Genomic DNA, 12405 nt, shown 5'->3' on the forward strand with positions numbered 1-12405 from the left:
TTTAAACTAATAGGAATGATTATTATTTTATTTTTCGAATTTTGACAAAGACTTAGTGAAATAGGGGCTTGCCACAGATACTGGAAATCGCCTGTAGTACCAAATGCTCCGGATTTTCATGTCCGAGTCCTTTAATTGAGGCATCAATTCTTAATAATAACCGCGGCCAGGCCAGAAAAGTCTGTGGGCTGAGACGGCGCAAGGCTTGTTGATATAACCCGACTTTGGTTTTCCAGATCCCGATTTGCAAGGCATTTTGCGGTTGTTCAAACAGCTGCATCAACAGACGCATTTCCTTGCTGAGACTCCATAAAATCAGGCTCATCGGTTCACCTGAAACGACTAGATACTGAAAAATTTTGATCGACTGGGAAAGATTACCTTGTAGCAGGGCATCGCTCAAATCATAGGTGCTATAACGTGACTGATCTTGTAAACATGCATATAAATGATCAACCTGAATGATATCGACTTCAGCAAAGGTATCGCTAACCCGCATCAGGCTGTTCTTTGCTGCAAGCAGGTTGTGCTCATGATGTTGTTCCAGCCATTGCCAGGCATCATTGGCTAAACGAATGCCGAGTTTTTCAGCTTCAATACCCAGAATCTGCTGCCGGTCTTTTGGATAATTGGCCACCAGCGAAACATTCACACCATTGGCATCAATCAGCTGAAAGAAACTGGATTTCAGGCTATTACTATCCTGTTTGGGCATCACCACCAACAGCAGGTTTTGTTCATTATGCTGCAAATAGTTTTTCAGTAACTTGATTGCGCTGGCATCCGGTTTGATATTGCCATGTACTTCAATCGCCAACTGGGTTGAAAACAGCGACAAGCTGTTCAAGGCATTAAAGACGGTTTTCCAGTCGGCGACCGAACTAATGTCATAGCGTTGACGTTCAATGTCCTGCTTTTGCCAGCTGGCCCGAAAGGCATCAATTAAATTCTGTTCCAGCAAAGGCTCTTGACCATGCAAGACCCAAGCACCGCGAGCTTCATCGACACGTTTCAGGGCTTGCAGATAATCAAGTTTCATAAAGAGGTCTTATTGAGCAGGTTGCGCTGAGGTATTTTGTTTGGCTAAGGGTAAGCGGTTCGATGAAATCTGACGCGCGATCTGCTGCGCCACATCATCAATAATGACCTGATTCAGATATTTTTGTTCCTGGTCATCGGTGTTGACCGTTTCAATATCATATTGATACGTACGTGTTGCCACGACAGTGCGTGGTTCAGTGATCGGATTGCCTTGTGCATCTTCAATCCGGAAAGTCACGTTTAAACGTAACAAGGTTTCAACTAGTTTACCGTTCAGTTCCAGACGGCGAGGGGTGTAATCCAGGACACGTAACACATAAGCATTGGGTGCATTACTCAGCTGTACGCCTGCAGCACCGAGGTAAACTGCCAGTTTTTCTTGCAGTTCTTCAGTATTGGGCGGTAAAGACAGGCTCATGACAGAGTAAGCAACAGGTGCGGAGCTCGGATTGGTTCCTTTCAGATGAAAACCACAGCCGACTAAGCCTGCACTCAGACCACAAGTTAAAACAATTGCTGCTAAACGTTTGCCCAAATGCATGTGTTGCCCTCTATGCTTCCCGAAAGGGAATATTTGAAATCCTGAACTGGATTGTAAAGTCAAAGCCCGTTGGCTGGCAACGGGCTTTGTTTGGGAATTTTGAAATCCTTCATAAAGTTCCTTCTCCCTTTGGGAGAAGGTTAGGATGAGGGTTTATATATTTACCTCTCCCTAACCCTCTCCTGAAAGGAGAGGGAATGTAAGGACTTAAACCACCAAATTCACTAATTTATTCGGTACCACAATTTCTTTCTTGGTTGGGCCAGTCAAGAATTGTTGAACTTCAGGCAATGCTTTGGCTTGAGCCAAAATATCATCTTTAGAAGCATCGACTGATACTTCTAACTTACCACGGAGTTTACCGTTGACTTGAACCACAATCGTTTGTGTATTACGTGTCAGCGCAGATTCATCTACCGTAGGGAATAAAGTTGAATTCAATTCAATGCCAAATTCGGCCAATAAAGTCTGGCTTAAATGCGGTGCAAATGGTGCAAGTAAAGTTAACAGCGTGGTAATCGATTCACGTGCAACCGCCACGTCATTGTCATCTTGGGCTTCAAATTTGTTGTTCGCGTTTAGAAGTTCCATCAATGCAGCAATGGCAGTGTTAAATGCATGACGACGCTCGATGTCATCACCCACTTTTTGGATGGTTTCGTGTGTTTTACGACGCAAGTCTTGCGCAGCAGTAGACAGCGCAGCTTTATCGAATTCAGTTGCTGCATTGCCTTGCTCAAGGAAGCCAGTCGCCAAACGCCATACACGTTTCAAGAAGCGGTTTGCACCTTCAACACCAGCATCAGACCATTCAAGAGATTGATCAGGTGGTGCAGCAAACATCATGAATACACGTGCCGTATCTGCGCCGTACTGGTCAATAATCGATTGTGGGTCGATACCGTTATTTTTCGATTTCGACATTTTTTCCTGACCACCAACCACAACTTCCTGGCCATCTTCTTTATATTTTGCAGAAAGCACACGGCCTTTTTCGTCTTTTTCAAGTTCGATATCTGCCGGGTTAAACCAGGTTTTCTTGCCAGATTCAGCCTCACGATAGAAGGTATCTGCAAGCACCATCCCTTGCGTTAACAAGTTAGTGAATGGTTCATTGCCTTGTACCACGCCTTCATCACGCATCAATTTGTGGAAGAAGCGTGCATAAAGCAAATGCAGAATCGCGTGTTCAACACCACCGATGTATTGGTTGACAGGTAACCAAGTTTGACCCGCTTCAGGTTTTACCATGCCATCAGTAAAGTCTGGAGATGCATAACGTGCATAGTACCAAGATGATTCCACGAAGGTATCTAGCGTATCTGTTTCACGACGAGCATCGCCACCACAGCTTGGGCATGACGTTTCGTAGAATTCAGGCATTTTGTTCAACGGGTTACCTGAACCATCTGGAACAACGTCAGTCGGAAGAACCACAGGAAGCTGCTCTTCAGGTACTGGCACTTGACCACATGATGGACAGTTAATCATTGGAATTGGACAACCCCAATAACGCTGACGGGAAACACCCCAGTCACGTAAACGGAATTGAACCTTAGAACTTGCCAGGCCTGTTGGTTCTAATTTGGCAAGGAATGCATCGTATGCACCCTGGAAATCTAGACCGTCAAATTCGCCTGAATTAACCAGTTTACCTTCTTTAGAACCATACCATTCTTGCCACTCTGTCTCAGAGAACTCAGCATCATCTGCGCCTTTGGCATCAATCACTTGCTTGATGGTCAAACTATATTTATTGGCAAATTCGAAGTCACGTTCATCATGTGAAGGCACTGCCATCACCGCACCTGAACCGTAAGACATCAATACATAGTTCGCGATCCAAACAGGAACTTCTTCACCTGTGACAGGGTGTTTTACAGAAAGACCGGTTGCCATGCCTTTCTTCTCGGCAGTCGCAAGATCCGCTTCTGCCACAGAACCCATACGGCATTCTTCAATGAATGCACCCAATTCTGGGTTTGTTTCAGCCGCTTTCAGCGCCATCGGGTGTTCTGCTGCAACTGCAACATACGTTACGCCCATCAGCGTGTCGGCACGTGTGGTGAAGACTGTTAAACCATCTGCATAAACTTCTGGATTCGCTGAAGGGAAGGTGATTTCCATCCCTTGTGAGCGGCCAATCCAGTTACGTTGCATGGTCAATACTTGTTGTGGCCAACCGTCTTTAAGCGTGTCTAAATCGTCCAGTAACTCTTGCGCATAATCAGTGATGCGGAAGTAGTACATTGGAATATCACGTTTTTCTACCAATGCACCTGAACGCCAGCCGCGACCATTTTCAACCTGTTCGTTGGCAAGAACAGTCTGATCGACCGGATCCCAGTTCACTGTAGAAAGTTTACGGTAGATCAAACCTTTTTTATAAAGCTGAACGAATAACCATTGTTCCCAGCGGTAGTATTCTGGTGTGCAGGTTGCGAATTCGCGATCCCAATCCACTGCAAGACCTAACTTTTTCAACTGATTACGCATGTAATCAATGTTTTCAAAGGTCCATTTTGCAGGAGCAACTTGATGCGCAATCGCTGCATTTTCAGCAGGCAGACCAAAAGCATCCCAACCCATCGGTTGCAGGACAGTTTCACCTTTTAAGCGATGGAAACGGCTGATCACGTCACCAATCGTATAGTTACGCACATGACCCATATGTAGCTTGCCACTTGGGTAAGGGAACATCGAGAGAATATAACGACGTGGACCTTCTACAGTGTCGGCAACTTTAAAGGCTTTGCGAGATTCCCAATCCTGTTGGACTTGAGGCTCAATCGCACTGGCTTGATATTCGGAATCAATGTGAGTAGTCATAAACGTATCAGTGAATTACGGTGAAAAAAGTCTGTTGCACAGCATAGCGCAAAATGTACCTAAAAGTGAATTTTGCGCCGGCATTTCCCGAAGAAAAAACACGCTGTTCTATATAGAGGTGTCTTATAAAGCAACTGCACGATTTTTAGATTGCTGCAAGGCTTCGTTGGCTTCACGTTGTTGCTGGTCCTGATTCGCAGGAACTTGAGGGGCTTGTTGCTGTTGTTCTTGAGGTGTGTTCTCGGTTTGAACTTCAGTTTCAGTCGTTCTAGATGATGCTGGTGCTGAATTTTTCCAGCCATAGGTATCCACTGTGGTGGCTTTTTTCGCAGATTTCGGTGGTGGCGTCTTGGTATAATGCGTGACACCTTTCGCATCGACCCATTTATGATACTGGATCGCGGAAGCGCTGGTGCTACAGATGCTCAAAACAACTGCGCAACTCAAACTGAAGGCGGTTAAAAAAGATATTTTCATTGTTCTTGGGCCTCGTCTTTCTAGGCGTAATATACTGCAATTATTGTAATAATTTTTTAGTAAAAATGATGGATTTTTATCTGTTTTATTCACTATTAATTAAAAAAACCAGTACAAGCTTGAATTTAAATAATCATTAACAAATTTTCATATTCAAAATTTATTAATAAGCAGTTTACTTTGATTTAATAAAAATTCATTCATTTTTTTTATATAAGACATATTAAAAATTTATAAAAATAAACTATTAAGTATATGAATTATATTAAATTAATTGAGGTTGTAGGAAGGTGGGGAATGGCTGCAAGCAGTAATTGCTGTTAAAAACAGCAAATTTGAATGCTATAAGTACAGATTGCCTGTTTTTTAAACTTGACTTTAAAGCCTGAAAACACAAGAATGCTGCAATAGTTTTATATGCCTTAGATCGATCACCCTTCGACTAAGAGTCATTTCATGCAGTGGGCGATTTCTCTAGCCGAGAAATTGAACAAAGCTAAGCAAAATATGTTTATCCCAACATGTTTTAGGTCTCGTATTGCTCGAACAGCGAAGAGATCAGATTTTTTTCCTATTGCTATGAAAACTATGAAATTTGTGTGCTATAACAGTGCAGACAGTTAACAAATGAAACACTGCAAATGCCTTCCATTTGTGCAGTGAATAATATTAGGGTGAATCACGTTGGAACTTCTATCTGGTGGTGAAATGCTTGTTCGCGCATTAGCGGACGAAGGCGTTGAACATGTTTTTGGATACCCAGGCGGCGCAGTTCTTCATATTTATGATGCGCTATTTCAACAAGACAGAATCAATCATTATCTCGTACGTCACGAACAGGCTGCTGGTCACATGGCCGATGCTTACTCACGCGTGACAGGCAAGACCGGTGTTGTGCTGGTGACTTCAGGTCCGGGCGCAACCAACACGGTGACCCCAATTGCAACGGCCTATATGGACTCAATCCCGATGGTGATTTTGTCAGGTCAGGTTGCGAGTCATCTGATTGGTGAAGATGCATTTCAGGAAACCGATATGGTCGGTATTTCACGTCCTATCGTGAAACATAGCTTCCAGGTGCGTCATGCCAGCGAAATTCCTGCGATTATCAAGAAAGCCTTCTATATTGCGTCTTCAGGTCGTCCAGGTCCTGTAGTGATTGATATTCCAAAGGATGCGACCAATCCTGCAGAGAAATTTGCTTACGAATACCCAGAAAAAGTGAAGATGCGTTCGTATCAGCCACCGTTCCGTGGTCACTCAGGTCAAATTCGTAAAGCGATTGAAGAACTGATCCATGCTAAACGCCCAGTTATTTACTCAGGCGGTGGTGTGGTTCAAGGCAATGCTTCAGCACAATTGACAGAGCTTGCGCATCTATTGGGTTATCCAGTGACCAATACCTTGATGGGTCTTGGCGCATTCCCGGGTGATGATGAACAGTTCATCGGTATGTTGGGTATGCACGGTACTTATGAAGCTAACATGACCATGCACAATGCAGATGTAATTCTGTGTGTGGGTGCGCGTTTCGATGACCGTGTGACCAACAATCCTGCAAAATTCTGTCCAAATGCTAAAGTCATTCATATAGATATCGACCCAGCGACAATCTCAAAAACCATTATGGCGCACATTCCAATTGTCGGTGCTGTAGAGCCTGTACTGAATGAGATGTTGAACCAGTTGAAACAGCTTAATGTTTCTAAGCCAAATCCTGAAGCGATTGCGGCATGGTGGAAACAGATCAATGAATGGCGCAAGGTTCATGGCGGTCGTTTTGAAGCGGGTGTTGATGGCGTGATGAAGCCACAACAAGTGGTTCAGGCATTGGATAAAGTGACCAATGGCGAAGCGATCATTACTTCTGATGTCGGTCAGCATCAGATGTTTGGTGCGATGTATTACAAATACAAACGTCCACGTCAATGGATCAACTCAGGTGGTCTAGGCACCATGGGTGTAGGCTTGCCGTATGCAATGGCTGCGAAGCTTGCATACCCGGAACAGCAAGTGGTGTGTATCACCGGTGAAGCATCGATTCAGATGTGTATCCAGGAACTGTCGACCTGTAAGCAATATGGCCTGAATGTAAAAATCCTGTGCCTGAATAACCAGTCTTTAGGGATGGTGAAGCAGTGGCAAGATATGAACTATGAAGGACGTCATTCAAGTTCTTATGTAGATTCATTGCCTGATTTTGCCAAACTGATGGAAGCCTATGGTCATGTCGGTATTCAGATTAATCATGCCGATGAGCTAGAGTCGAAGCTTGCAGAAGCGATGGCGATTAACGACAAGTGCGTATTTATTAACGTTATGGTAGATCGTACCGAGCACGTTTATCCGATGTTGATTGCGGGTCAGTCGATGCAGGATATGTGGTTGGCGAAAGGGGAGCGCACGAAATGAGACATATTATCTCTGTACTCGTAGAAAACGAATCAGGCGCGCTTTCCCGTTTAGTGGGTTTGTTTTCACAGCGTGGCTACAATATCGAAACATTGAATGTTGCTCCGACTGAAGATCCAACGCTTTCACGTTTGACATTGACCACCTATGGCGATGATCACAAGATTGAGCAGATCACCAAACAGCTTAACAAGCTGGTTGAGGTGGTTAAAGTGGTGGACCTGTCTGAAGGTGCACATATTGAGCGTGAATTGATGCTGATTAAAGTCAAAGCATTGGGTTCATCGCGTGACGAAATCAAACGTACGGCAGATATTTTCCGTGGTCAGATTGTCGATGTAACACCAACGACCTATACCATTCAAATCGCAGGGACTACTGAAAAAGTGGATGCGTTTATTGATGCACTTGCAGAACACACGATTTTAGAAGTGGTTCGTTCAGGTGTATCAGGTATCGCACGCGGCGAAAAAGTACTCACCATCTAAATTTTAAGTATTTCCTCATCTGAATAAGAAGAGGGGGTCAGGCAATGTAAATTTAAGGGTCATTGCCTGATTTAACGGACAAACAAGCATTTAAGCGGAGACAGCAATGCAAATTTTTTACGATAAAGACTGTGACTTATCTATCATCCAATCTAAGAAAGTAGCGATCATTGGTTACGGTTCACAAGGCCACGCGCATGCGCTTAACCTGAAAGATTCTGGTGTTGACGTAACTGTAGGTTTACGTGCGAACTCTGCTTCTTGGAAGAAAGCTGAAAATTCAGGTCTTAAAGTTGCTGAAGTTCCTGCTGCTGTAGCACAAGCTGACGTAGTGATGATTTTGACGCCAGATGAGTTCCAATCTCAACTTTACCGTGACGTAATTGAGCCAAACATCAAGCAAGGCGCTACTTTAGCATTTGCTCATGGTTTCTCGATTCTTTATAACCAAGTTGTTCCACGTGCTGACTTAGACGTAATCATGGTTGCACCTAAAGCTCCTGGTCACACCGTACGTTCTGAATACCAACGTGGTTCAGGTGTTCCTGACCTTATCGCGATTCACCAAGATGCTTCTGGTAATGCGCGTAACGTTGCTCTTTCTTACGCTTCAGGCGTAGGTGGCGGCCGTACAGGTATTATCGAAACTTCATTCCGTGAAGAAACTGAAACTGACCTATTCGGTGAGCAAGCAGTTCTTTGTGGTGGTGCAGTTGAATTGGTTAAAATGGGCTTCGAAACTCTTGTTGAAGCTGGTTATGCGCCTGAAATGGCATACTTCGAATGTCTACACGAACTTAAATTGATCGTTGACTTAATGTTCGAAGGCGGTATCGCGGACATGAACTACTCAGTATCGAACAACGCTGAATACGGCGAATATGTAACGGGTACTGAAGTAATCAACGAACAGTCTCGTGAAGCAATGCGTAATGCACTTAAACGTATTCAATCTGGTGAATACGCGAAGATGTTCATTCAAGAAGGTGCGTTGAACTACCCATCTATGACTGCCCGTCGTCGTCAAAATGCGGCGCACGGTATCGAAGTTACTGGTAACAAGTTACGTGCGATGATGCCTTGGATTCAAGCGAACAAAATTGTAGATAAAGAAAAGAACTAAGGTTTCGTGCCTTAAAAAGAGGAAAGCAGCGCTTGCCTCTTTTTTCGTACCTTGGATCCAAGCAAACAAAATCGTTGATAAAGAGAAAAACTAATTTCTCGAATTATTTGATTTGAATGCGAAAACCCACTCTATTTGAGTGGGTTTTTTATTTCTATGTTTACGTGCCTTAAAAATGGGAAAACAGTACTTTTCCATTTTTTCATACCTTAGATTCAAACAAATAAATTCTCTAGTTGGTTGATTTTCATGCTATAAAAACCTTGCCAACGCGGGGGGGTATAGGGGGAAATAATGAAAAAAGTATTATCTGACGAACAAAAAAGAAAATTGAGAATCTTAGAACCTCGATTAGAGAGAGCGATTTTAGAGAAAAATTTAAAATTTGCTAAAGAGATAGTGGTAGATCTCCAGTCATTATTAAGACCCACACAGCATTTTGTTAGATTAGTTCAATCAAAAAATAAATTATGTGAGTTAGCAATTGAATTAGGGCAGTTTGACTCAATTTTAAAAATTTTAGAGTCCAATATTCAGGTATTAAAACCTAAAACAAGAATTTATATTGAAACAATATCATTGTTGGCAATCTACCATTTACGTCTAAAGGAAGTTGATAAGGCTAAAAAATATATTAAAGAGGTTCTGGAAAATCATATGGTTATCAAGACAGAACGAACTCGAAAAATTTTTCATAGTGAAATCATTGATCGATTTAATCAAGAAGTGGCAATTGCGACTCTCACAGGTTTTCATGATTTTACAATTGATCAAGACGAAGTAGAAAGAGAAGCTATACGTATGATTCAAACTTTATCAGATGATGAAATTTATGCAGAGATAGGCAGGCTTTCACCTCAGTCAACAAAAGATTTGATTTATGTAGTGCATGATTATTCTTTAAAACAATTACCATTCACACAAAGAGTAATGTTACCAAGCCCTAACCAAAAAATTAAAGATAAGGAGGTTGGAGTAACTGTTTATGATGCAGTAAAAAGAGTGTTGTATAACTCAATGTGCAATCCAGAAACTGAAATTTATAAAGCATGGTATACGAATGGTTTGCAAGTTTTCCTAACTAAAAAATATATTTTAACTACTGTAATTAGTTCGCTAACAACTTTAGGATTTGGGGCTACAATGGTTGTAGCATCTTTGGTGGCATTAATCACAAAGTTTGGAATTGAAGTGTATTGTGAGAAGAATAAGCCTTTATATATTTCCCATATAAGGCAAGTTGCAGAGTGATGGTTTAAGAAGCGTAGATATATTCATATGCTAAAATCCTGCCTTATTTTTCATCTCCCAAAAATAAGACAGAGCGTAAAAACTCATTCTTATTGATCATGTCCACACTCAATTTTTTATTATTTGATTTGTATAAATCAGTTATTGAACCGTAATTGTACGATCTCTAAAAAAAATCAATTAAAAAATATTGAAATAAACATCACTAAACTTATTTTTACCTTGAGGTCAATCAAAAAAATATTTATTAGAATATAAATTTTGAAATTAAATATTAAAATTATTGATAAATTAAATTAATAGTAATTAAAATTTAATAATATTATAAAATTAATTATTTACTTTGTTACATTTTTATACTCTAGGTTCAATATATGCTTTGTGTTGTTTGATTGTAATTGTTTGTTTAGCTGAAAAATATTAAACTTTTATGATGCTGTAAAAATAACTATAAAAAATAAAAAAAATAATTTTTTTAAAGGGTAGTATCTGGAAATTGTAAGCATTTGTAAGATTTATTTCCAGTTTAAATGGAGTAATTTGAAAAAATAATTATATCAATGTCTTGTGGGTATTTTTATCTATTAAATGAAGTGTGGTGAAAGTATGGAATGCTTATAATTTTAAATGGATCGTATTTGTAATAATTTATATATAAGTCTAAGTGCTTATAAAACAAATAAATATATAGATAGATAATTTTATAAAAATATAGGCGGCTATATTGTGAATATTAAAGCTTTGTACGCTAATGAAAATAATCGCACTAATATGAGTCTGCGCTTAGAAAAATAGCTCTGAATTCTAAGAGTTGGGATATAAGCGTTAAAAATAAAAGAAAAATATATTCTTTTAAAAAAAGAAATGGAGAAAAACATGAAAAAAATGACTCAAGCCACATTGGCAGCACTCGTACTGGGTTTTGGTTTTAGTTCAACAGCTCTATACGCAGCAGAAACAAACCGAGGTGGTCCTCCACAACAGGGTCCAAATAAACCTCATAAACCAGGCAAACATGGATGTGGAGACAAATGTGACGGAAAAATTGATATTGTTTTAGAAGTTCCAAGACATTGTGATTTAGATGTTGAGACGCCTCGATTAACACTTGCACAAACCACGGGAGGTAATTGGAGCGATGCGGGCTTCTTTAATGTCAGCACAAATGCCCCTTATCGATTAAATATTAATCCACTAAATACTTTGCGCAATGGTGAGAACTCTGTACCTGTAGTTGTGACTACTACACGTGGTGGAAAAGCTTATTATGGCACTCAGTCAAGTACCAAAGGGCAAGCTCATCGTTGGGATGTAGCAGCTACAGTAGCTGGTAGTGAGGTTGAAGCAGCTGATGCCGGTACTTATCGTGGTGTATATAACGTAGAAGTTCGATTCTAATAATAAGAAATTTTTTATATAACATTTTGAATAAGTAGGAGATGTACTACATCTCCTATTTTAATATTTTTATGATTAATAATAATTATATTTAGGTTTAGGAGTGAAATATGATTAAAAAAATTATAGGATTTTCTATATTGTTTTTGTTTAGTTTTTCTTTATCAGCGGGAATAAAATTCAGTCCTATCCAACTCTATATTCAAGATTTTAAAAGACAGAAAAGTACAACTGTTAATATTGAAAGTACAGGATTAAGTACTTCAAAAATATATGAAATTAGTGCATTTAAATGGCAGCAAAATGAAAAAGGTGAAGATGTTCTATTGGAGGATAATACTTTATTGTTTAATCCAAAAACATTTGAGCTAAAACCTGAAAGTAAACAAGTTGTCCGTATCGGGTTTAGCCAACCCCCATTAAATTTAGAACAACAGCAATCATGGAGGATCATTTTCAAAGAAGTAACACCAGTTGATGATAATTCTTCGATTAATTTTTTATTTAATTTCTCACTGCCTTTTTTTGCTGGAAAACAGGTTACACCACAATTAAATATAGATCTGCAAAAAATTAATGAACTGGCTTATTTAAATGTAAATAATTTATCTAAATCTCATGCAAAAATTACTGAAGTTATAGTATTGGATAGTAAAAATAATCAACTCATGAAAAAAGATTTTGTTCAATATATTTTGAGTGGAAATAAAATTAAATTTGAACTTGGAGAATTAAAAGAAAATGGAGATTTGAAATTAAAGATAAAAGTGGAAGACCATGAGGGATATTTGGAATTTCCTGTAAAAGCCTAGAAGATGCTTATAAAAAGAATAAATAGTAAAAGG

10 protein-coding genes are annotated in these 12405 nt (G+C 40.0%); 6 read left to right on the plus strand and 4 right to left on the minus strand.

All coding sequences use genetic code 11. The features are described 5' to 3' along the window. Nucleotides 1-52: 52 nt before the first annotated feature. From holA to ACP7AK_RS06510, 4 genes are all read right to left on the minus strand, one after another. Nucleotides 53-1039: a DNA polymerase III subunit delta gene (gene holA / locus ACP7AK_RS06495; protein WP_085064524.1), complete on the minus strand. Its 987-nt coding sequence runs from the start codon at nt 1037-1039 to the stop codon at nt 53-55. A gap of 9 nt (nt 1040-1048) precedes the next feature. Continuing rightward, on the minus strand, nt 1049-1582 hold the full coding sequence (locus tag ACP7AK_RS06500) for a hypothetical protein (protein ID WP_004733068.1): 534 nt from the start codon (nt 1580-1582) through the stop codon (nt 1049-1051). A 207-nt stretch (nt 1583-1789) separates the two neighbouring features. Next, nucleotides 1790-4411, minus strand: a complete 2622-nt coding sequence (leuS, locus tag ACP7AK_RS06505; protein ID WP_425879166.1) for a leucine--tRNA ligase — start codon at nt 4409-4411, stop codon at nt 1790-1792. A gap of 123 nt (nt 4412-4534) precedes the next feature. Beyond that, the gene (locus ACP7AK_RS06510) at nt 4535-4888 is read right to left on the minus strand and encodes a DUF4124 domain-containing protein (protein WP_005250747.1); all 354 of its coding nucleotides are present in this window, start codon (nt 4886-4888) and stop codon (nt 4535-4537) included. A 684-nt stretch (nt 4889-5572) separates the two neighbouring features. Between ACP7AK_RS06510 and ACP7AK_RS06515 the strand changes: the two genes are divergently transcribed. The 6 genes from ACP7AK_RS06515 (at nt 5573) to ACP7AK_RS06540 (ending at nt 12372) form a co-directional block, all read left to right on the plus strand. Next, the gene (locus tag ACP7AK_RS06515) at nt 5573-7300 is read left to right on the plus strand and encodes an acetolactate synthase 3 large subunit (protein ID WP_004278370.1); all 1728 of its coding nucleotides are present in this window, start codon (nt 5573-5575) and stop codon (nt 7298-7300) included. Continuing rightward, nucleotides 7297-7788 (plus strand): acetolactate synthase small subunit, encoded by a 492-nt coding sequence (gene ilvN, locus ACP7AK_RS06520; protein ID WP_004278369.1) that lies wholly within the window; start codon nt 7297-7299, stop codon nt 7786-7788. The genes ACP7AK_RS06515 and ilvN overlap by 4 nt, the downstream gene beginning before the upstream one ends. Nucleotides 7789-7894: 106 nt before the next feature. Further along, nucleotides 7895-8911, plus strand: a complete 1017-nt coding sequence (ilvC, locus tag ACP7AK_RS06525; RefSeq protein WP_004278368.1) for a ketol-acid reductoisomerase — start codon at nt 7895-7897, stop codon at nt 8909-8911. A gap of 294 nt (nt 8912-9205) precedes the next feature. Next, nucleotides 9206-10162, plus strand: a complete 957-nt coding sequence (locus tag ACP7AK_RS06530) for a hypothetical protein (protein ID WP_425879169.1) — start codon at nt 9206-9208, stop codon at nt 10160-10162. An 876-nt stretch (nt 10163-11038) separates the two neighbouring features. Continuing rightward, complete coding sequence (locus tag ACP7AK_RS06535) at nt 11039-11560, plus strand: hypothetical protein (RefSeq protein ID WP_425879171.1); 522 nt, start codon at nt 11039-11041, stop codon at nt 11558-11560. A gap of 110 nt (nt 11561-11670) precedes the next feature. Next, complete coding sequence (locus ACP7AK_RS06540; RefSeq protein WP_086044100.1) at nt 11671-12372, plus strand: fimbrial biogenesis chaperone; 702 nt, start codon at nt 11671-11673, stop codon at nt 12370-12372. Nucleotides 12373-12405 lie beyond the last annotated feature (33 nt).

Source organism: Acinetobacter sp. TWP2-2-3 (genome assembly GCF_049896445.1).
GTDB lineage: Bacteria > Pseudomonadota > Gammaproteobacteria > Pseudomonadales > Moraxellaceae > Acinetobacter.

Coding starts and splice junctions, on each gene's coding strand:
- holA (WP_085064524.1), bottom strand. CDS start 1,039: ATGAAACTTGATTATCTGCAAGCCCTGAAACGTGTCGATGAAGCTCGC.
- ACP7AK_RS06500 (WP_004733068.1), bottom strand. CDS start 1,582: ATGCATTTGGGCAAACGTTTAGCAGCAATTGTTTTAACTTGTGGTCTG.
- leuS (WP_425879166.1), bottom strand. CDS start 4,411: ATGACTACTCACATTGATTCCGAATATCAAGCCAGTGCGATTGAGCCT.
- ACP7AK_RS06510 (WP_005250747.1), bottom strand. CDS start 4,888: ATGAAAATATCTTTTTTAACCGCCTTCAGTTTGAGTTGCGCAGTTGTT.
- ilvN (WP_004278369.1), top strand. CDS start 7,297: ATGAGACATATTATCTCTGTACTCGTAGAAAACGAATCAGGCGCGCTT.
- ilvC (WP_004278368.1), top strand. CDS start 7,895: ATGCAAATTTTTTACGATAAAGACTGTGACTTATCTATCATCCAATCT.
- ACP7AK_RS06530 (WP_425879169.1), top strand. CDS start 9,206: ATGAAAAAAGTATTATCTGACGAACAAAAAAGAAAATTGAGAATCTTA.
- ACP7AK_RS06535 (WP_425879171.1), top strand. CDS start 11,039: ATGAAAAAAATGACTCAAGCCACATTGGCAGCACTCGTACTGGGTTTT.
- ACP7AK_RS06540 (WP_086044100.1), top strand. CDS start 11,671: ATGATTAAAAAAATTATAGGATTTTCTATATTGTTTTTGTTTAGTTTT.